19 protein-coding genes and 1 tRNA gene are annotated in these 19189 nt (G+C 62.4%); 16 read left to right on the top strand and 4 right to left on the bottom strand.

Going from position 1 to position 19189, the window contains the following annotated elements; translation table 11 throughout:
- Nucleotides 1-106: 106 nt before the first annotated feature.
- From thrS to rpoS, 13 genes are all read left to right on the top strand, one after another.
- Nucleotides 107-2023 carry a threonine--tRNA ligase gene (thrS, locus tag C7389_RS14615; protein WP_133592738.1) on the top strand — a complete coding sequence of 639 codons (1917 nt, stop codon included), beginning with the start codon at nt 107-109 and terminating at the stop codon, nt 2021-2023.
- A 26-nt stretch (nt 2024-2049) separates the two neighbouring features.
- A complete protein-coding gene (infC, locus tag C7389_RS14610; RefSeq protein WP_133592736.1) occupies nt 2050-2571 on the top strand; it encodes a translation initiation factor IF-3 in 522 nt (173 codons plus the stop codon).
- Between the two features lie 138 nt (nt 2572-2709).
- A complete protein-coding gene (gene rpmI, locus C7389_RS14605; protein ID WP_076602261.1) occupies nt 2710-2907 on the top strand; it encodes a 50S ribosomal protein L35 in 198 nt (65 codons plus the stop codon).
- Between the two features lie 12 nt (nt 2908-2919).
- On the top strand, nt 2920-3279 hold the full coding sequence (rplT, locus tag C7389_RS14600) for a 50S ribosomal protein L20 (RefSeq protein ID WP_133592734.1): 360 nt from the start codon (nt 2920-2922) through the stop codon (nt 3277-3279).
- A gap of 66 nt (nt 3280-3345) precedes the next feature.
- Complete coding sequence (gene pheS, locus C7389_RS14595) at nt 3346-4377, top strand: phenylalanine--tRNA ligase subunit alpha (protein ID WP_133592731.1); 1032 nt, start codon at nt 3346-3348, stop codon at nt 4375-4377.
- 7 nt (nt 4378-4384) lie between these two features.
- Nucleotides 4385-6775 (top strand): phenylalanine--tRNA ligase subunit beta, encoded by a 2391-nt coding sequence (gene pheT, locus C7389_RS14590; protein WP_133592729.1) that lies wholly within the window; start codon nt 4385-4387, stop codon nt 6773-6775.
- Nucleotides 6772-7083, top strand: a complete 312-nt coding sequence (locus tag C7389_RS14585; protein WP_133592727.1) for an integration host factor subunit alpha — start codon at nt 6772-6774, stop codon at nt 7081-7083. Before pheT ends, C7389_RS14585 begins: the two co-directional genes overlap by 4 nt.
- Entirely contained in the window at nt 7064-7444 is a 381-nt protein-coding gene (locus tag C7389_RS14580) for a MerR family transcriptional regulator (protein ID WP_133592725.1), read from the top strand. The genes C7389_RS14585 and C7389_RS14580 overlap by 20 nt, the downstream gene beginning before the upstream one ends.
- Before the next feature lie 49 nt (nt 7445-7493).
- Nucleotides 7494-7570, top strand: a tRNA-Pro gene (locus tag C7389_RS14575).
- 140 nt (nt 7571-7710) lie between these two features.
- Nucleotides 7711-8451, top strand: coding sequence for a 5'/3'-nucleotidase SurE (surE, locus tag C7389_RS14570; RefSeq protein WP_133592723.1), 741 nt, complete (start codon nt 7711-7713; stop codon nt 8449-8451).
- Between the two features lie 5 nt (nt 8452-8456).
- Nucleotides 8457-9104 (top strand): protein-L-isoaspartate(D-aspartate) O-methyltransferase, encoded by a 648-nt coding sequence (locus tag C7389_RS14565; protein WP_133592908.1) that lies wholly within the window; start codon nt 8457-8459, stop codon nt 9102-9104.
- Complete coding sequence (locus C7389_RS14560) at nt 9101-10009, top strand: peptidoglycan DD-metalloendopeptidase family protein (RefSeq protein ID WP_133592721.1); 909 nt, start codon at nt 9101-9103, stop codon at nt 10007-10009. Before C7389_RS14565 ends, C7389_RS14560 begins: the two co-directional genes overlap by 4 nt.
- 13 nt (nt 10010-10022) lie before the next feature.
- Nucleotides 10023-10958: an RNA polymerase sigma factor RpoS gene (gene rpoS / locus C7389_RS14555; RefSeq protein ID WP_133592719.1), complete on the top strand. Its 936-nt coding sequence runs from the start codon at nt 10023-10025 to the stop codon at nt 10956-10958.
- A gap of 9 nt (nt 10959-10967) precedes the next feature.
- Here the strand turns inward: rpoS and mltB are convergent, their stop codons facing one another.
- The 4 genes from mltB to C7389_RS14535 are packed head-to-tail and all read right to left on the bottom strand — an operon-like array spanning nt 10968 to nt 15838.
- On the bottom strand, nt 10968-11984 hold the full coding sequence (gene mltB, locus C7389_RS14550; protein ID WP_133592717.1) for a lytic murein transglycosylase B: 1017 nt from the start codon (nt 11982-11984) through the stop codon (nt 10968-10970).
- Nucleotides 11981-13954: a transglutaminase TgpA family protein gene (locus C7389_RS14545; RefSeq protein WP_133592715.1), complete on the bottom strand. Its 1974-nt coding sequence runs from the start codon at nt 13952-13954 to the stop codon at nt 11981-11983. Before C7389_RS14545 ends, mltB begins: the two co-directional genes overlap by 4 nt.
- Nucleotides 13947-14921 (bottom strand): DUF58 domain-containing protein, encoded by a 975-nt coding sequence (locus C7389_RS14540; RefSeq protein WP_133592713.1) that lies wholly within the window; start codon nt 14919-14921, stop codon nt 13947-13949. Before C7389_RS14540 ends, C7389_RS14545 begins: the two co-directional genes overlap by 8 nt.
- Complete coding sequence (locus C7389_RS14535) at nt 14918-15838, bottom strand: AAA family ATPase (RefSeq protein ID WP_133592711.1); 921 nt, start codon at nt 15836-15838, stop codon at nt 14918-14920. Before C7389_RS14535 ends, C7389_RS14540 begins: the two co-directional genes overlap by 4 nt.
- A 186-nt stretch (nt 15839-16024) precedes the next feature.
- On the opposite strand from C7389_RS14535, the gene C7389_RS14530 reads away from it, so the two are divergent.
- The 3 genes from C7389_RS14530 to bamC all read left to right on the top strand — a co-directional run bounded on the left by C7389_RS14530 (nt 16025) and on the right by bamC (nt 19142).
- The gene (locus C7389_RS14530; RefSeq protein WP_133592709.1) at nt 16025-16948 is read left to right on the top strand and encodes a histone deacetylase family protein; all 924 of its coding nucleotides are present in this window, start codon (nt 16025-16027) and stop codon (nt 16946-16948) included.
- Between the two features lie 137 nt (nt 16949-17085).
- Complete coding sequence (gene dapA / locus C7389_RS14525; protein WP_133592707.1) at nt 17086-17964, top strand: 4-hydroxy-tetrahydrodipicolinate synthase; 879 nt, start codon at nt 17086-17088, stop codon at nt 17962-17964.
- A 26-nt stretch (nt 17965-17990) separates the two neighbouring features.
- Nucleotides 17991-19142, top strand: coding sequence for an outer membrane protein assembly factor BamC (gene bamC, locus C7389_RS14520; protein ID WP_133592705.1), 1152 nt, complete (start codon nt 17991-17993; stop codon nt 19140-19142).
- The last annotated feature ends 47 nt before the right edge of the window (nt 19143-19189 follow it).

Genomic DNA, 19189 nt, shown 5'->3' with positions numbered 1-19189 from the left:
GTCTGCTTAAAAAAGTGCGGTTCCGACCGCACTTTTTTTTCGTCCACTCGCCGCGTGGCCCAGTTTTGATTCTTCGCCGCAAAGAATACGCAGAGGCCTAAATCTCATGCCGAACATTACGCTTCCTGATGGATCCATCCGCAGCTTCGATCATCCTGTGACCGTGGGCGAGGTTGCCGCCTCCATTGGGGCGGGCTTGGCGAAGGCCTCGCTGGCTGGCCGGGTCGATGGAAAGTTGGTGGACCTGTCGCATCGTATCGACGCGGATGCCCAGTTGGCTATCGTGACCGACAGGGGCGAAGAGGGTGTCGATATCATCCGCCATTCGACGGCTCACCTGCTGGCGCATGCGGTCAAGGAGTTGTTCCCTGAGGCTCAGGTCACGATCGGGCCAGTGATCGAGAGTGGCTTCTACTACGACTTCGCCTATAAGCGGCCATTCACGCCTGAGGATCTGGAGGCGATCGAGCGTCGCATGGCCGAGATCGTCCAGCGCGCGATCCCCGTGGTTCGCGAGGTTAGGCCGCGTGACGAAGCCGTGGCCTTCTTCAAGTCCATTGGCGAGAACTACAAGGCGGAGATCATCGCGTCCATCCCTGAGGGCGAGGACGTTTCCCTGTATCGCCAGGGCGATTTCGTCGACTTGTGCCGTGGGCCGCATGTGCCTTCCACGGCCAGGCTGAAGGTCTTCAAGCTGACCAAGGTTGCTGGCGCCTATTGGCGTGGCGACTCCAGGAACGAGATGCTGCAGCGTATATACGGTACCGCCTGGGCGAAGAAGGAAGAGCTGGAAGCCTACCTCCACATGCTGGAGGAGGCGGAGAAGCGCGATCACCGCAAGCTCGGCCGGCAACTCGATCTCTTCCACATTCAGGAAGAGGCGCCGGGCATGGTGTTCTGGCACGCCAAGGGTTGGACGCTGTGGCAGCAGGTCGAGCAATACCTGCGGAAGACCATCTATGAGCACGGCTATCAAGAAGTGAAGACGCCGCAGATCGTCGATCGCTCCCTGTGGGAAAAGTCTGGCCACTGGGGAATGTACTCCGACCTGATGTTCACCACGCAGTCCGAAAAGCGGGATTACGCGGTGAAGCCGATGAATTGCCCGTGCCACATCCAGATCTTCAACCAGGGCCTGAAGAGCTACCGCGATCTGCCGCTACGCATGGCCGAGTTCGGTTCCTGTCATCGCAACGAGCCGTCCGGCTCGCTGCACGGCATCATGCGCGTGCGCAACTTCGTCCAGGACGACGCGCATATCTTTTGCGCCGAAGAGCAGGTGCAGGACGAGGCTGCCGAGTTCATCCGCCTGCTGCAGAAGGTGTATGCGGACTTCGGCTTTACCGACGTTCAGGTCAAGCTGTCCACCAGGCCAGAAAAGCGGGTGGGCACCGATGAGCAGTGGGACGAGGCCGAGGCGGCGCTGGCTTCTGCGCTTGATGCCCAGGGCCTTGCCTACGATTTGCAGCCGGGTGAGGGGGCGTTCTACGGCCCCAAGATCGAGTTCTCGCTGAAGGATTGCCTGGGGCGGGTGTGGCAGTGTGGCACGCTGCAGCTCGACTTCAATCTGCCAGTGCGCCTGGGGGCGGAATACGTAGCCGAGGACAATGCCAAGCGCTATCCGGTCATGCTCCATCGCGCCATTCTGGGTTCGCTGGAGCGCTTCATCGGGATTCTCATCGAGAATTACGCTGGTGCGCTGCCGTTGTGGCTGAGCCCGGTGCATGGCGTGGTGATGAACATCTCGGAAGGCCAGGCCGCCTATGCGAAAGACGTGGTGAATCGCTTGAAGGTCGCGGGTTTCCGCGTAGAGGCGGATTTGCGCAACGAAAAGATAAACTATAAAATCCGCGAACATAGCGTGCACAAGCTGCCATATCAGATCGTCGTAGGCGAAAAAGAAAAGGCAGCTGGCGTCGTCGCAGTGCGCGCCCGAGGCGGCCAGGATCTTGGCCAAATGTCCCTCGATTCGCTGATCGAGCGCTGGCATCGCGAAATTGACGCGAAGTCCGCTGCGGTCTGATATTGGTTTTCGTGGAGAACTGAACCATCGCTCAAGAGAAGAAGCAGCGCGTCAACGGGGAAATCAACGCGCCCGAAGTCCGGCTGGTCGGTGATGACGGCGAGCAGCTCGGCATTGTTTCCCTGAATGCAGCCCTGAGTGTGGCCGAAGAGGCCGGCTTGGATCTCGTTGAGATCGCGCCGATGGCAAAGCCGCCGGTCTGTCGTGTGATGGACTACGGCAAGTTCAAGTATCAGGAACAGAAAAAGGCCCATGAGGCCCGACTCAAGCAGAAGCAGGTGCAAGTCAAGGAGGTCAAGCTCCGGCCGGGTACCGACGAGAATGACTACCAGATCAAGTTGCGCAATCTGAAGCGTTTCCTGGAAGAGGGCGACAAGTGCAAGGTGACCTTGCGTTTCCGTGGGCGCGAGATGGCGCATCAGGAATTCGGCTTGCGGCAGCTTGAGCGCATCAAAGTTGATTTGGAGGAGTTGGGCCAGGTCGAGCAGATGCCGAAGATGGAAGGGCGCCAGATGATCATGATCATTGCGCCGAAAAAGAATCGCTGAAAGGCGGTAGCAGCAATCCCCGGCAGTATCGGGTGATACCGAGGCCGAAAAGGTCTTGGAAAACAAGTGGTGTCAGGTATTAAAAAGTGCTGAGGTTGAGCGCTACCTGGCGGCATTCATAAACACGGAGTCTTAGCAATGCCCAAGATGAAGACCAAGAGCGGGGCCGCCAAGCGGTTCAAGGTCCGCTCCAGCGGTGGGATCAAGCGGTCCCAAGCGTTCAAGCGCCACATCCTCACCAAGAAAACCACCAAGAGCAAGCGCCAGCTGCGCGGCATGACTGAAGTTCACGCCGCCGATGAGAAGCTGATCCGCGCCATGCTGCCTTACGCCTGATAGGAGACCACCATGCCCAGAGTCAAACGTGGTGTAGTCGCCCGCGCCCGCCACAAGAAGGTGCTGGACCAGGCCAAGGGTTATCGCGGCCGTCGCAAGAACGTATATCGCATCGCCAAGCAGGCGGTGATGAAGGCCGGTCAGTACGCCTACCGTGACCGTCGTCAGCGCAAGCGTCAGTTCCGCACCCTGTGGATCGCGCGTATCAACGCGGCTGCCCGTGAGTTGGGCCTGACCTACAGCACCTTCATGAACGGCCTGAAGAAAGCGGCGGTTGAAGTGGACCGTAAAGTGCTGGCCGATCTGGCTGTGTTCGATAAGCCGGCTTTTGCCGCGCTCGCCGAGCAAGCCAAGGCCAAACTGGCTGCGTAAGCTGACGCAGCGCCAAAAAAGGAGGCCTAGCCTCCTTTTTTTTTCTGATTTCCGCATGGCAGTGAAATGGACAACCTGGATCAACTGATTCAACAGGCCGAGAGCGAGTTTGCCGCGGCGGCGGACAGTGCCCAGCTGGAGCAGGCCAAGGCGCGTTACCTGGGCAAGAGCGGTTCCCTGACCGAGCGCCTGAAAGGTTTGGGAAAGCTGGACCCCGAGGCTAGGCGAGAGGCCGGCGCTGCAATCAACCGGGTCAAGGAAGCGATAGAGCGGGCGCTGGAGGCGAGGCGCCAAGCGCTGCGAGAAGCGGCGCTGCTGGCTCAGCTTGCTGCAGAAGCGCTGGACGTGACGCTTCCAGGCAGGGGCGCGGCACCGGGTGGGCTGCATCCGGTCAGCCGGACGCTGGAGCGGATCGAGCGCCTGTTTGGCTCCATCGGTTTCGTGGCAGTCGACGGGCCGGAGATCGAGACCGACTGGCACAATTTCACTGCGCTGAATACTCCCGAGAATCACCCTGCGAGGTCGATGCACGACACCTTCTATCTCGAGGGCCAGGACGAAGTCCTGCTGCGCACCCACACCAGCCCCGTTCAGGTCCGTGCCATGCAGGCGCATGTGGCGCGCTTCGGCCACCTCGACTCCATGCCGGAACTGCGCATTATTGCGCCGGGCCGCGTTTATCGGGTGGACTCGGATGCGACGCATTCGCCCATGTTCCACCAGGTGGAAGGGTTGTGGATCGGCGAGAAGGTCAGCTTCGCTGATCTGAAGGGGGTTATTGCCGACTTCCTGCGCAAGTTCTTTGAGTCCGAAGACCTGCAGGTCCGCTTCCGTCCCTCGTTTTTCCCCTTTACCGAGCCGTCTGCCGAGATCGACGTCGCCTTCATGAGTGGCGCTCTCGAAGGCCGCTGGTTGGAGATTGCCGGCTGCGGCATGGTCCATCCGAACGTGCTGCGGTTTGGCGGTATCGATCCGGAGCGCTATACCGGCTTTGCATTCGGCATGGGGCCGGATCGTTTGACGATGCTGCGCTACGGCGTGACCGATCTTCGCCTCTTCTTCGAGGGCGATCTGCGTTTCCTGGGTCAATTCAGGTAATAGAACCATGCAATTCTCCGAATACTGGCTGCGGTCCTTCGTTGATCCGCAGCTCGACAGCGAATCGCTGGGCCATCTCCTCACTATGGCCGGGTTGGAAGTGGAGGAGGCGGCTCCGGCTGCGCCGAAGTTCTCCGGCGTGGTTGTTGCGCGTATCGTCGAGGCCGAGAAGCACCCGAACGCGGACAAGCTCAAGGTCTGCAAGGTGGATGTGGGCGCGGGCGAGTTGCTGCAGATCGTCTGCGGGGCGCCGAATGCCGCCGTGGGCTTGACTGTTCCGTGCGCGACGGTTGGCGCCTTGTTGCCGGGCAATTTCTCCATCGAGGCCGCTAAGCTCCGCGGCGTCGAGTCTTCGGGGATGCTGTGCTCCGGCCGCGAGTTGGGTTTTTCCGACGATCATTCCGGTCTCCTGGTCCTACCGGTAGACGCGAAGGTCGGGGCGGATCTGCGCGACTATCTCGGCCTCGACGACACGCTCTATACGATCAAACTGACGCCCAACCGGGCGGATTGCTTGAGCCTCGCCGGGGTGGCCCGCGAAGTGGCGGCGATTACAGGTAATCCGCTATCGCTGCCGGCGGTGGAGCCGGTGACGCCCGTCAGCGACGTGCGACGTGGCGTCCTGCTGGAGGCGCCCGACGCCTGCCCCCGCTATTGCGGCCGGGTGTTGAGGGGTGTCAATGCAAAAGCTGCGACACCTGAATGGATGAAGCAGCGGCTCGCCCGTAGCGGTGTCCGTTCCATCAGTGCCTTGGTGGACGTTACTAACTACGTCATGCTGGAACTGGGTCAGCCGTTGCATGTGTTCGATGACGCCAAGCTCAGCGGCCCGATACATGTCCGTTATCCGCACGCTGGCGAGGAACTGTTGCTGCTGAATGGGCAGACCATCATGCCGGACGCCGATGTGCTGGTCATTGCGGATGACAGCAAGCCGCTTGCGCTGGCCGGCATCATGGGTGGAGAGGAAAGCGGAGTAACGCTGGATTCCACCGAGATCTTCCTGGAGAGCGCTTTCTTCGCTCCGGTAGCGATTGCCGGGCGGGCGCGCCGCTACGGGTTCGGCTCGGATGCGTCCCACCGCTTCGAGCGCGGCGTGGACTTCGAACTGCCGCGGTTGGCGATGGAGCGTGCCACCCGCCTCATCCTCGACATCTGTGGCGGCGAAGCGGGTCCCGTGGAGGAGGCGCTGGATGAGGCTCATCTGCCGACACGCCCGGCGGTTGTGCTCAGGCCGGCGCGGGTGCGTCGCCTGCTCGGTGTCCAGCTGAGCGATGCGCAGATGAAGGCCTTGCTGGAGCGCGTGCATCTGGGGGTGCAGGAGCAAGGCGATTGCCTTCTCGTTTCGCCGCCGTCCTTCCGCTTCGACATCTCTATCGAGGAGGACCTGGTGGAGGAACTGGCCCGCCTGCATGGATATGACAATATCCCTGCCGTTCCGCCCCAGGGTTCTCTGATGATGCTGGAGCAGAGCGAGAGCAAACGTTCGACTTGGGATGTGTGCCACCTTCTCGCTGCACGTGGCTATCAGGAAGTAGTGAACTTCTCCTTTGTGGACGAGGCTTGGGAGCGCGATTTCTGCGCAAATCCCGATCCCATCCGCCTCGCGAACCCGATCGCCAGTCAAATGGGCGTGATGCGTACCAGCCTGATTCCCGGTCTGGCTTTGGTTCTCGCCACCAACCGCAAGCGGCAGCAGGCGCGCGTTCGTGTTTTCGAGATCGGACGCTGCTTCGAGCGCAAGGCGGATGGCGAACCCGTTCAGGGTTTCCATCAGCCCGTGCGGGTTGCCGCCTTGGCTGCCGGTGGAGCTTTGCCGGAGCAATGGGGGGCCGCAGACAGGGGTGTCGACTTCTATGACATCAAGGGCGATCTCGAGGCCTTGTTCGCTCCCGGCGTGCTGACCTTCGAACGTCTTTCAGATCCAGCCTTGCATCCTGGGCGCGCAGCATCGGTTCTGTTCAATGGCAGACATGTCGGCGTGATCGGTGAAGTTCATCCGATCTGGGTGCAGACATATGAACTCGGGAGCGCTCCCATCGTGTTCGAGATTGAACTGGATGCGCTTCTGGCTGCGCAGTTGCCTGTCAGTACCGAGATATCCCGTATGCCTGCAGTAGCGAGGGATCTGGCGCTCGTTGTCAGCCAGGAGGTGAGCGCTGCGCGGGTGCTGGAGGCGCTGCGCGAAGTGGCTGCTCCCATAGTGCGCGAGATTGCGCTGTTCGATGTCTATCATGGCAAAGGCATTGACCCTGACAAGAAGAGCCTTGCTTTCAGGATGTTGATGCAAGATACTCAGCGAACCCTTGAAGACGCCGAGGTTGAGGCTGCGATTGCAGCTCTCGTCCAACACGCCGAAGGCACTCTGGGTGCGCGCTTGCGTGGATCTGGAGAATGAAGGTGACCCTGACTAAGGCGGAACTGGCCGATTTGTTGTTTGAGCGCGTCGGGTTGAATAAGCGGGAAGCCAAGGACATGGTAGAGGGCTTCTTCGAGGAAATCCGTACCGCGCTGGAGCGTGGCGACAGCGTCAAACTGTCTGGCTTCGGCAACTTCCAGCTGCGTGACAAGCCTCAACGGCCGGGACGCAATCCCAAGACTGGTGAGGAAATTCCGATCACTGCGCGTCGGGTCGTCACCTTTCACGCCAGCCAGAAACTGAAAGCCGCTGTGGAGCAGCTCAGCGATGCAAGCAGGCAGCCTTGACGAGTTACCGGCGGCTTTGCCGCCTATCCCCGCAAAGCGCTATTTCACGATTGGTGAAGTGAGTGAGCTGTGCGGTGTCAAGCCGCACGTCCTGAGGTATTGGGAGCAGGAGTTCACTCAGCTAAAGCCTGTGAAGCGGCGGGGTAACCGGCGTTATTACCAGCACCATGAAGTGCTGTTGGTGCGCCGGATTCGCCAGTTGCTTTACGAGGAAGGGTTCACCATTTCCGGAGCCCGCAACCGTTTAGGGGAAACTGCCATTCGGGAGCAGGAGGACGCGAGCGAAGTCGAGCAGTTTCGGGCCCTCATACTCGAGGTGCGAGGCGAGATGCAGGCCTTGCTGACGGCGCTAAGAAGTTGATTCTTCCTCTGGCAAAGCGTTCAGAAGTTGCTATAATGGCGGCTTGTGTCGGGGCGTAGCGCAGCCTGGTAGCGCACTTGCATGGGGTGCAAGGGGTCGCGAGTTCGAATCCCGCCGCCCCGACCAATTGAACACGACAGAACCGGCCCAGTGCCGGTTTTTGTTTTTCCGCCCCGGCGGTTTGATTTCTACCGCTATGCTAAGATTTCAGCCCTCTCGGCTGCGGTGGATCGTCTTGCCGCGGCGGCGCTCCGTTCGGATTCCAAATGCGTATTCTGGTTAGTAACGACGACGGCTATTTCGCCCCTGGTATCGCGGCGCTCGCCGAGGCGCTTGCTACCGTTGGTGAGGTAACTGTTGTCGCGCCAGAGCGTGATCGCAGTGGGGCCAGCAATTCCCTTACGCTCGACCGCCCCCTGTCCCTGCGCAAGGCCGCGAACGGTTTTCACTTCGTGAATGGTACGCCGACCGATTGCGTCCACCTAGCTGTGACGGGGATGCTGGATTATCTGCCTGATATGGTGGTTTCTGGCGTGAATCACGGCGCGAACATGGGCGATGACACGATTTATTCCGGCACGGTCGCGGCCGCGACCGAGGGCTTCTTGCTCGGCGTCCCATCCATCGCGGTTTCCCTTGTCAGCAAGGCTGCGACGGATTTCTCGGCTGCGGCGCAAGTGGCGAAGGAGTTGGCGGAGCGCTTCCTGCGCTCGCCTTTCAAGCGGCCCGTTCTCCTCAACGTCAATGTGCCCGATGTTCCTTACCCGCAATTGCGGGGGACCAGGGTGACGCGTCTGGGCAAGCGTCACAAGGCTGAGCCCGTGATCAAGAGCCTCACCCCGCGGAACGAGACCGTATATTGGGTCGGGGCTGCGGGCGGTGCCGCGGATGCAGGGGAGGGCACGGATTTCAATGCGGTTGCTAACGGCTATGTTTCCGTCACGCCCTTGCAGATCGACCTGACGCACACGGGGCTCATCGGGCCGGTAGCAGAATGGCTGGCTTGACGAGCATGCGCAGGGCAGACAGCACTCAAGCTGCCCGCGCGCGGGCGAGAATGGTAGAGCGCCTGCGGACGCAAGGAATTCGCGATGAGCGGGTGCTGGCTGCAATGCAGAGCATTCCCCGCCATCTCTTCGTCGAGGAAGGGCTGGCCTACAGTGCTTACGACGACACTGCATTACCAATCGGCTTTCAGCAGACCATCTCCCAGCCTTATGTCGTGGCCAGGATGATAGAAACGCTCCGGGCGGGCAGGGAGTTGGGCCGCACGCTGGAGATTGGCGCAGGGTGTGGTTATCAGGCTGCGGTTTTGTCTTTGCTGGCCGCGGATGTCTATACAGTCGAACGAATCCGTCCGCTTTTGGACAGGGCTCGGGAGAACCTTAGGCCGCTACGCTTGCCCAATGTGCGGCTCAAATGCGCGGATGGTGCGCTTGGGCTCGCCGAAGCCGCGCCGTTCGATACGATCATCGTAGCGGCGGCTGCACTTGGGGTACCCCAGGCCTTGAAGGATCAACTGGCACCGGGAGGGCGCCTGATGATACCGGTCGGGGGGAACGATCAACGCTTGTTGCTCATCGAGCGGCAAGGTCAAGTCTTCAGGGAAAGCTGGTGCGAACCTGTGCGTTTCGTACCGCTCCTGATTGGTACGGAATGAACGACTCAGTGCTGAAATACAAGAAAATTTCCCTTGTCGGGCTGCTGCTTGTGCTTGGCGTGCTTTCTGGTTGTGCTTCGCGGGTGTCTGCTCCAGTTCGTGACGGAAACGGCGTGACTCCGCCACCGGCCGTCACCCAGGTGGAACGGCAAGGGATCCACGTGGTTAAGCAAGGGGAAACGTTGCTGGGAATTTCCCGTCAGTATGGCCAGAGCGTTCGCGATCTGGTGGCCTGGAACAGCCTCGCCAATCCGAACCAGATTCATGTGGGGCAGGAGTTGCGTGTTTCCCCCTCGATGGAGCCCGCGGGCGGCGCTGTTGCAACGGCCATTCCTGTTTCTCCTGAACCGGTGATCGTGAGCCCGGTTACCTCGCCGGGAGGGGATGTGGGTGGCATGGCGATCAAGCAGGCACCGCTTGGCGGCAAGCAGCCGTATTCGGAGGAAGCATGGAGCAAGACCCAGCCCAAGCCTGCCGCGCCGGTCGAGGCGCCTGCGCCGACCCAGTCTGCGACCGACGGCGGCAAGGACGCCGCCGGTGACGGGGACTGGCTGTGGCCGGCGAAGGGCAAGGTTCTGGCCGGCTTCAGCGAGGCAACGAACAAGGGGCTGGATATTGCCGGAAATCCTGGAGACCCAGTGATCGCTTCCGGCGCCGGTAAGGTCGTCTACTCCGGGAGTGGCTTGCGTGGCTATGGAAAACTAGTCATCATCAAACACGACGCGAACTACCTCACGGCATATGCCCACAACCAGCAACTGCTGGTGAAGGAAGGGGATTCCGTCACCAAGGGACAGAAGATCGCTGAACTGGGCAGTACCGATACAGACCGACCCAAGCTGCACTTCGAAATCCGTAAGCAGGGCCGGCCAGTCGATCCGATGAAGTACCTGCCCCCCCGCTGACGAGAGGAGGCCTATGGAAGAGCCGGTTAGCCCTGACGATCTCGACAGTCATGAACCGGACCTTCCGCTGGAGGTGGAAGTCTTCGCCGAACAGCAGGCCCAGGTTGTCGAGAACGACTTCCTTAGTGACGTCACCCAGATCTACCTGAACGAAATCGGCGCCAACCCCTTGCTGTCAGCGGAGGAAGAGGCGTCTCTGGCGAGGAAGGTCAGGGCAGGAGATTTCGATGCCCGCCAGACGATGATAGAGCGCAACTTGCGCCTCGTCGTCAATATCGCCAAGCATTACCTCAATCGGGGAATTCCCTTGCTCGACCTCGTTGAAGAGGGGAATCTTGGCCTTATGCACGCGCTGGAGAAGTTTGATCCGGAGCGCGGCTTCCGTTTCTCCACCTACGCGACGTGGTGGATCCGGCAGAACATCGAGCGGGCGATCATGAACCAGTCACGGACCATCCGGCTGCCGGTTCATGTGGTGAAGGAACTCAATCAGGTCCTCAGGGCGCAGCGCAATCTCGAAGCGAGCTCCAATGGCGAGTGCAGCCTGGAGGAGATTGCAAGCAGGCTGGAGAAGCCGATCGAGGATGTGCGTGCCATCCTGGCCTTGAGCGAACATACCGCGTCGCTGGATGCGCCGCTGGATATCGACCCCAGTCTCTCAATCGGGGAGTCCTTGGCCGACGACAGGGCTGAAACCCCCGAGACTCAGATCCACACGGCCGAGATCGAAGGGTTGATCCATGCATGGATCGACATGCTGAACGACAAGCAGCGCTTGGTTATCCGCCATCGGTACGGCATTGACGAATGCGAGCTGATGACGCTGGAGGAACTGGCCGCAAGGCTGGAGCTGACGCGGGAGCGGGTGCGTCAGATCCAGCTAGAGGCGCTTGGGCAGTTGCGGCGCATCCTGAAGCGGCGGGGTATCTCCAAGGATGTCCTGCTGTAGCAGGACGATTCAGTCCGCCCGCGCTGAGCTCAACGTGGTCGTGCTCCTGCGGTTGCGCAAAGCTTCCGCGAGTTGGAAGACCGACATCGCATAAAAGCTGCTCTTGTTGTAGCGGGTGATTACATAGAAGTTGCGGTAGCCCAGCCAGTATTCGGTGGCCGCGCCCGGTGTTTCCAGGTCTACCAGGGTCGCTGGCGCGGGTATCGATCGATTGCCGGAGACGCTTACGCCCGCCTGGACCAGGGTTGCGGGCGTCAAGCTAGGCTCTATGCCGGCCGCAACCAAGGAGGCTGCATCCGTCTGGGCTGAAAGCTTGGCGCGGCTGGCGATTTCCGCGCCGGCTTCCCAGCCATGTACCTGCAGGTAGTGCGCCACGCTGCCAATGGCGTCAGCGGGAGTGCTGTCGAAGTCGATGTGGCCGTCGCCGTCGAAATCCACTGCGTAGTTCCGTATGCTGCTCGGCAGAAACTGCGGGTAGCCCAGCGCGCCCGCATAGGAGCCGTAATAGCTGTCCGCGCTGCGCCCCTGTTCCCGCGCCAGGAGGAAGAGTTGCTCGAGCTCCCGCCTGAAGAGTTGCGCGCGCGGCGGGTAGCCGAACGCCAAGGTGGCAAGGGCGGAGACCGCCTCGAAATTCCCTGTATGGCGGCCATATACGGTCTCCACCCCGATGATCGCGACGATCACTTCGGCGGGCACGCCGTAACGCGTGACGGCCCGTTCCAGTGCTTCTTCGTTGTCTCGCCAGAAGGCAAGCCCTCCCTCGATGCGTACCGGCTCAATGAAGCGGCTGCGATAGCGCTGCCAGGAGCGCACACCCGGTTTGGTGGGCGGCAGGATGAGCTTGATCACTTGCGGATCCATGACGGCGCGGCCGAGCACGGTTTCGACCTCGTTGCGGTCGAAACCGTGCTTCTCCACCATTTCAGCGACGAAACGTTGGGCGTCCTCGTTGGCGGAGAAATCGGCTTGCGCGGCGAACGGGGAGAGGGCGAGCAGGCTGGCGGCGAGGAATCGTTGCAAGGTCATGTGAGCTTCAGCTTGGTGATGCGTTGTTGCAGGCTCCGGATGTCTTCACTGGACGCTCCGGAACCGTAGCGGATACGGGCGTACTCGGTGCAGATGTCGCGTAGTTCTTTGGCTTGGGCAGGCCGGGCGAAAGCGAGTCGCTTCCCATAATCGGCAGGCCCTTCCCACGGGTGGCGGGTCAAGCCATGGCGTGCCAGTGTGCGGCAAAAGGAATCCCAACTCTTCTGCAAGGGGCTGCGCGCTTGGCGCTGGCGCTGCGCCCACAGGAGCAGCAAGCCCATCAGTACGCTCGCGGCGATGCTCATGGCGGTAGCCAGCGTTCCCCAGTCCGGCTTCCGCAGGCCGAGGCGCGCGAGCAGGTCGCGTTGCCGTTCCGGATTGTAGCCAAGAATCCACTGGTTCCAGGCGTTGTTCGCTGCTTCCCAGCGGTAGCGCAGGCTGCGCAGCCAGTCCGGCATGGCCAGTAGGCGGGCTTCGGTGGCAGGCAAGCCGGCGCTCAGGCCGCTGTCTATCCGGCCCGGTGCGGCGAGTGCGGTAGGGTCGGCCCGTTCCCAGCCCCGCCCGTCTATCCACACTTCGGCCCAGGCATGCGCGTCGGACTGACGGACCACCAGGGTGCCGTCGATGGGGTTGATCTCCCCACCTTGGTAGCCGGTAACCACTCGGGCGGGCACCCCCGCAGCACGCATGAGGAAAACGAATGTGGCGGAGAAGTGCTCGCAGAAGCCGCGGCGGCTGTCGAAGAGGAACTCATCTATTGCTTGCTGCCCCAGCAGCGGAGGTTCCAGGGTGTAGGTGAGCTTGGCTTCCCGGAGGTGATGCTGGACTCGCTCCAGGATGGCACGCGGGTTACTTCCGGCTTCAGCCGCCAGTTGTTGGGCGAGTGCATGGGTGCGAGGGTTGGAACCAGCTGGCAGCCGTCTGGCCGCGGCGAGGACGTCCGGGGTTTCCTCCAGCCCCACTCCGGTTTCTGGGTAGGCAGCAAGGTTGAAACGGCTACGGTGACGGACGGGGGTGTCGGCGAGGGCACGGAAGTCGCTGCTGTAGCGGACGCCCTGTAGGCCCGCTGCGGGAAAGTCCAGCGCTAGCAACCAGTTACGGTTATGGGGCTCCAACGTGAGGCGATAGTCCATTCGGGGGCCGCTGGTTTGGTAGGAGGGCTCTGCAGCAATGGTGGAGGTGGCTGGTCGCCAAGTAGTGCCATCGAATTCGCTGAGCACTGGGCCGCGCCAGTAGCGCTGCCCAGGCGGCGGGGGCAGGCCGTCGAACTCGGCCCGGAAGGCGATTTCCTCCGAGAGCCCCAACTGGCTGATGGAGCCGGGTTGCATGCTCTCGGCGAGGCCGCTGCGGGCGCTGAACGCGTCTGCCGGGAGTCCCCACAAGGGGCCCTGCACCCGGGGAAAGAGAACGAAGAGGACCAGCATGAAAGGCAGGCCCTGCGCCGCCAGCAAGGCCGAAGTGCGGAGTCTGGCTTTGGTGCTGGCGTTTGCGTCGACAAGGGCTAGCAGAGAGGCCAGCGCCAGCAGGGTGGCACAGAGCGCAAGCGCCGCGACCGGTAGGCTCTGATTCTCGAAGAAGATGCTCAGTTGCAGGAAGAATGCGAGGAGTACCGCGACACGTATATCACGGGCGACCTTCGTTTCCAGCAGCTTGAGGCAGAGCAGGATGGCGAGTAGTGATACGCCGGGATCCTTGCCGAAGAATTGGCCGAAGCCGACGCGGATACCGAGGCATGCACCAATGGTTGCCAGCATGATCAGCAAGCGATGGGGCGGCAATTGGCCGCGCCACAGGCGCAGGGCTCTCCACCCCAGTAGCGCCATGCATAGCGCCGTTACCCAGGCGGGCAGGTAGGGCGTGTGGGGGACAAGGGTGAGGACGGCCGTTGCCAGCAGCCAACAGGCCTGGTTGCGGGTCAGAGAGGTGGCGGGCTGTGCGCCGGCCCCGGGCGTTGCCAGGGCCTTAGCCATGAGGAACGTCCCGGCCCCCATGCAGGGCGAGGGCCCGCAGGCAGGCGTGCATGTGCTTTATGCCTCGTCCCACTGGCAGGGTGATTCCTGGAAGGACGAGCGCGAAGGCAACTCCCGCCCGTTCGGCAGCGATCACCCAGGCTGTCAGGCGGGAGATGCGGGCTTCTTCGTCCAGATGCGAGGGCAGATCGTGCCAGTTGAGCAGCACGTCTCCGCCCTGCACGCCAGAGAATTCCTTGGTGAGCAGGGGGCCGCCGCGGGCCAAGACCTTCCAGGCGACGTGCCGGGGAGAGTCGGACTCGCGATGTTGTCGCAGCCCTGCAAAATCATCGTCGCCGCTACCGCCGGAGCGCAGGCCGTGACGTTGGCCGGCGGCTGCCCCAGGTAGCGGTGGAGGAGAGGCCTCCGGGAAGGGAAAGACCAGGCAGTCCAGCTCCGGCACGAACACGCTCCAGGCACGTATCAGGCCGAGAGGCCATCGTGTTTCGAGTACGGTGCGGCCTATGGGCAGCGGGCCGCGCCGGCGGGTCGTACACGGAATGGAGATAACTACCGTGTCCTCCGCCGGGAGTTCGAAACTCGTGGCACCGTCATGGACACGCAGCAGCAGTGCTGGACGCCGTTCGTCGCGCGGGTTCTGCAGCGTCAGGCGGAAGACCGCCGTTTCACCGCAAAAAACGGGTTCGGTGCGCCCGGGGCTGATGCTGAGGCCGAGCAGGTTGCGGAACGCGTGAACCATGCTGGCGATCCCGGCGCCGCCCAGCAGGAAGGTGAGGGCATAGCCCAGGCTGAGGTTGTAGTTGATCGACGCCAGCAGCATGACCAGCAATGCGACCGCGAACGCAATGCCGCTGCCGGTTGGAAGTACGAATATCCGTCGCTGCTTCAGGCGTATGGGGGCGATTTCGGCAGGGCCGATGCGGAACAGCCACCGATCCAGGTGCTGCCGCAGTGCTGCGATCTTCATGCGCCCAGCGCGACGGATTGCAGCACCCGGACCAGGGCGGCAGGCGGCGCCGGCCTGTCGTCGCCGGCGAGATGGAGCCGGTGACCGGCGACGTGGGGAAAGATGGCCTGAACATCTTCTGGCAGGACGTGGTCGCGTCCATCCAGCAGAGCCCAGGCGCGGGCGGCGGAGAGCAGGCCTAGCCCAGCTCTGGGGCTCAATCCTGCAGCGAATTCGGTGCTCAAGCGGGTGGCGCTGAGGAGCGCTTGCACATAGTCGATCAGCGGCTCCGCCACTGTGAGCTGGCGAGCGGCATCCTGCATGGCAAGGAGCTCGGCGGGAGAGATGACCGCCTGCTGGCGTTCCAGCAGGCTGCGGCGATCCTCGCCGCGTAGCAGCGCACGCTCGGCGTTGCGCGCCGGGTAGCCGAGTTGGATGCGCAGCAGGAAGCGGTCCAGTTGGCTTTCCGGCAAAGGAAAGGTGCCGATCTGGTTCACCGGATTCTGGGTGGCGATGACGAAGAAGGGGGTGGGCAGCGGCAGAGTACTGCCCTCGGTGGTGACTTGCCGTTCCTCCATCGCCTCTAGCAGAGCACTCTGCGTTTTGGGCGTCGCCCGGTTGATCTCGTCAGCCAGGATCAATTGCGAGAACACCGGGCCCGGTTTGAAACGGAAGGCCGCATTCTCACGGTCGAAGATGGTGACGCCCAGGATGTCGGCCGGCAGCAGATCGCTGGTGAACTGGATGCGCTGGAATTGCAGTCCGATAAGCCGGGCGAAAAGATGAGCAAGGGTGGTCTTGCCGACTCCGGGCACGTCTTCGATCAGCAGGTGGCCGCGCGCGATCAGGCAGGCGAGGGCGAGCCGCAGTTCCCTGTCCTTGCCGAGGATGATTTGGGAGGCGGCTTCCAGCAGCCGTTCGGCATGGCGATGGGGCATTGGGGGCGTACTGTGAAATTGATAGGGAAGCGGGGATAATAGACGACAAACATCGCGAGCCCGCACGCTGAAAGGTCAATGCATAGCGCTTTAGCATTAGCCAGGAAGCAGGCGACGGGCCGTACAGGCGCCCGGTTGGAATCGGGGACGGCGAATTAGTTCGCCGCCTAGGAGAAGAGGGGGGATATGACGACGGCGTTCATTACGCACCGCGACTGCTGGTTGCATGACATGGGGACTTTCCACCCGGAGTGTCCCGACCGGCTATCTGCGATCAACGATCGCCTGATCGCGGCTGGACTGGATCTTTACCTGTCCTTCTACGATGCGCCCGAGGCCACCGCCGAGCAGGTTGCGCGCGCGCATGCCCCCGGCTACCTGGAAGAGTTGCTCGCCAACGTTCCCGAGCACGGTATCCGTCACCTCGACCCGGACACCGCGATGAGCCCGGGCACCATGCGGGCGGCCCTGCGTTCGGCCGGCGCAGGCGTTCTCGCGACCGATCTGGTGATGAGCGGCGAGGTCGAGAATGCCTTTTGTGCTGTCAGGCCGCCGGGACACCACGCCGAGCGTGGCAAGGCGATGGGCTTCTGTTTCCTGAACAACATTGCGATCGCCGTCCGGCATGCGACGGAGGCGCATGGCCTGCAGCGGGTTGCGATCGTCGATTTCGATGTGCATCACGGTAATGGCACCGAGGACATCTTCCGCGACGACCCGCGGGTGATGATGGCCAGCATCTTCCAGCACCCGTTCTATCCATACAGCGGTGCCGACAATCCTCCGGCCCACATGTGCAACATCCCGGTTCCGGCCGGCACGCGAGGCGACGCCTTCCGCCAGATTGTCAGCGAGGTCTGGGTGCCGGCCTTGCGCAACCACAATCCACAGGCCATCTTCATTTCTGCCGGTTTCGACGCCCATTACGAGGACGACATGGGCTCGCTTGGCCTGGTGGAGTCTGACTACGTATGGGCGACGGAGCAGATCAAGGGCCTGGCGGCGGACTGCGGACACAAACGTATCGTCTCCATCCTTGAAGGAGGCTATGCGCTGTCTTCCCTGGCGCGTTCGGTCGTAGCGCACATCAAGTCGCTTGCTGACCTTTGAGCTGCAGGTCATTGTTTTAAAAGGTCAGCTGCGTCACGTGTCAATCTAGGAAGAAGGCAACAATACGGCTGCGTGGATCGCGCTGCCCGAGTTTCGGCGATCGGTTAGAATCAGGGTTTTATCGCTTTCATCTTCACATGATTACCGGATCGATCGTCGCCATCGTCACGCCCATGCACGCGGACGGCAGCCTTGATTTTCCCCGCCTGCGCAGCCTGATCGACTGGCACATCGCCGAAGGCACGGACGGCATCGTCATCGTCGGTACCACCGGCGAGTCGCCGACGGTTTCGGTAGACGAGCATTGCGAGCTGATCCGCGTGGCCGTCGAACACGCCGCCGGACGAGTGCCAGTGATCGCCGGCACCGGCGCGAACTCCACTGCGGAGGCCGTCGAACTTACCCGCTATGCCAAGCAGGCTGGTGCCAGCGCCCACCTCTCGGTGGTGCCTTACTACAATCGGCCCAGCCAGGAAGGCCTCTACCAGCACTTCCGTACCATCGCCGAGGCGGTGGACCTGCCGATGGTGCTCTACAACGTGCCCGGCCGCACTGTCGCCGACCTCTCGAACGACACCGCGCTCAAGTTGGCCGCGATCCCCAACATCATCGGCATCAAGGATGCGACCGGCAGCATCGATCGCGCTTGCGATCTGGTCGCTCGCGCGCCGGAGGGCTTTGCGCTCTACACCGGCGACGATATGACCGCCGCCGCCTTCATCCTGCTGGGCGGCCATGGCGTGATCTCGGTGACTGCAAACGTTGCTCCCCGTGCGATGCATGAACTCTGTGTGGCGGCGCTTGCCGGCGATGGCAAGCGGAGCCGCGAGATCAATGCCGGGCTGGTAGGGCTGCACCGTCACCTGTTCTGCGAAGCCAACCCGATCCCGGTCAAGTGGGCGGTGGCGCGCATGGGCAAGATTGAAGACGGTATCCGCCTGCCGCTCACCCCCCTCTCCGACTCCCTGCACGACCGCGTGCGCCAGGCCATGCTGCAGGCCGGCATTTCGCTCTGACCCGACCAATCCACCTCAGGAACCTCATGAATCGCTCCATGCGCACTTCCGTCTCCCTGCTCGCGTTTTCGTTGGCGTTGACGGGCTGCTCGGGTTCGCTGCTTGAATCCAAGCGTATCGATTACAAAAGCGCGAGCACCCGGCAGGTGCCGCAACTGGAGGTCCCGCCGGACCTGACCTCGCCTACCCGCGATGACCGCTACGCGGTGCCGGACGTCGCGCCCAAGGGCGTGGCCACCTATTCCGCCTATAGTGCCGACCGCGCTGGGCAGCCCTCGGTGCAGTCGAACAGCGACGTGCTTCCGGCCGCTGCAGCCGGCAACATGCATATCGAGCGCGCGGGTACCCAGCGCTGGCTGGTGGTGCAGGGCACGCCGGATACGCTGTGGCCGCAGATCAAGGACTTCTGGCTGGAACTGGGCTTCATCCTGAACGTGGATAGCCCCGAGATCGGTGTCATGGAAACCGATTGGGCTGAAGACCGGGCCAAGATCCCGCAGGACTTTGTCCGCTCCACCTTGGGCCGGGTCATCGATGGCCTGTTCTCCACGCCCGAGCGGGACAAGTTCCGTACCCGGATCGAAGCCGGCAAGGAAGCGGGCACGGTGGAGATCTACGTCAGCCATCGCGGCATGATGGAAATTTACCCGACCGAGGCGCGCGACCAGACCATCTGGCAGCCGCGTCCGGCCGATCCGGAGCTAGAAGCCGAGATGCTGCGCCGTCTGATGGTCCGGCTGGGTGCCGACGAGGCGCGTGCCCAGGCAGCCCTGGCGTCTGCGCCTGCGGCGGATCGGGCGAAAATTCTCGCCGGTACTGCCGGCCAGGTGAGGTTGAGTCTGGAAGAGCCGTTTGATCGCGCCTGGCGCCGCGTCGGTCTGGCGCTGGACCGGATCGGCTTCACCGTCGAGGACAGGGATCGCGCTCAAGGTCTGTACTTCGTGCGCTACGTCGATCCCGAAGTCGACAACCGCAGCAAGGAAGATTCCGGCTTCTTCTCCAAGCTCGCGTTCTGGCGCAGCAAGGACACGCCGGCGAAGAGCGGTGGCGAATACCGGCTGCGCGTCCAGGAGCGCGGTGACGTCTCCGAGGTCACCGTACTGACGCGCGAAGGCGGGCAGGATACTTCCGAGACCGCCAAGCGCATCCTCGGGCTGCTGCATCAGGAATTGCGCTGAAACATATTCGGCGGGCCCCCGGTCCGCCGACTCCTCCGGAAGCTTCC

The sequence above is a fragment of the Azoarcus indigens genome, from assembly GCF_004361735.1.
Classification (GTDB): Bacteria; Pseudomonadota; Gammaproteobacteria; order Burkholderiales; family Rhodocyclaceae; genus Azoarcus; species Azoarcus indigens.
This window is presented reverse-complemented; position numbering and strand designations above follow the sequence as displayed.

Bases quoted from the DNA above. Each gene is read 5' to 3' on its own strand.
- mltB (WP_133592717.1), bottom strand. From the start codon at position 11,984: ATGACCTTGCAACGATTCCTCGCCGCCAGCCTGCTCGCCCTCTCCCCG.
- dapA (WP_133592707.1), top strand. From the start codon at position 17,086: ATGATTACCGGATCGATCGTCGCCATCGTCACGCCCATGCACGCGGAC.
- rplT (WP_133592734.1), top strand. From the start codon at position 2,920: ATGCCCAGAGTCAAACGTGGTGTAGTCGCCCGCGCCCGCCACAAGAAG.
- C7389_RS14540 (WP_133592713.1), bottom strand. From the start codon at position 14,921: ATGAAGATCGCAGCACTGCGGCAGCACCTGGATCGGTGGCTGTTCCGC.
- C7389_RS14560 (WP_133592721.1), top strand. From the start codon at position 9,101: ATGAACGACTCAGTGCTGAAATACAAGAAAATTTCCCTTGTCGGGCTG.
- surE (WP_133592723.1), top strand. From the start codon at position 7,711: ATGCGTATTCTGGTTAGTAACGACGACGGCTATTTCGCCCCTGGTATC.
- C7389_RS14580 (WP_133592725.1), top strand. From the start codon at position 7,064: ATGCAAGCAGGCAGCCTTGACGAGTTACCGGCGGCTTTGCCGCCTATC.
- C7389_RS14585 (WP_133592727.1), top strand. From the start codon at position 6,772: ATGAAGGTGACCCTGACTAAGGCGGAACTGGCCGATTTGTTGTTTGAG.
- C7389_RS14565 (WP_133592908.1), top strand. From the start codon at position 8,457: ATGCGCAGGGCAGACAGCACTCAAGCTGCCCGCGCGCGGGCGAGAATG.
- rpoS (WP_133592719.1), top strand. From the start codon at position 10,023: ATGGAAGAGCCGGTTAGCCCTGACGATCTCGACAGTCATGAACCGGAC.
- bamC (WP_133592705.1), top strand. From the start codon at position 17,991: ATGAATCGCTCCATGCGCACTTCCGTCTCCCTGCTCGCGTTTTCGTTG.
- rpmI (WP_076602261.1), top strand. From the start codon at position 2,710: ATGCCCAAGATGAAGACCAAGAGCGGGGCCGCCAAGCGGTTCAAGGTC.
- thrS (WP_133592738.1), top strand. From the start codon at position 107: ATGCCGAACATTACGCTTCCTGATGGATCCATCCGCAGCTTCGATCAT.
- pheS (WP_133592731.1), top strand. From the start codon at position 3,346: ATGGACAACCTGGATCAACTGATTCAACAGGCCGAGAGCGAGTTTGCC.
- C7389_RS14535 (WP_133592711.1), bottom strand. From the start codon at position 15,838: ATGCCCCATCGCCATGCCGAACGGCTGCTGGAAGCCGCCTCCCAAATC.
- pheT (WP_133592729.1), top strand. From the start codon at position 4,385: ATGCAATTCTCCGAATACTGGCTGCGGTCCTTCGTTGATCCGCAGCTC.
- C7389_RS14545 (WP_133592715.1), bottom strand. From the start codon at position 13,954: ATGGCTAAGGCCCTGGCAACGCCCGGGGCCGGCGCACAGCCCGCCACC.
- C7389_RS14530 (WP_133592709.1), top strand. From the start codon at position 16,025: ATGACGACGGCGTTCATTACGCACCGCGACTGCTGGTTGCATGACATG.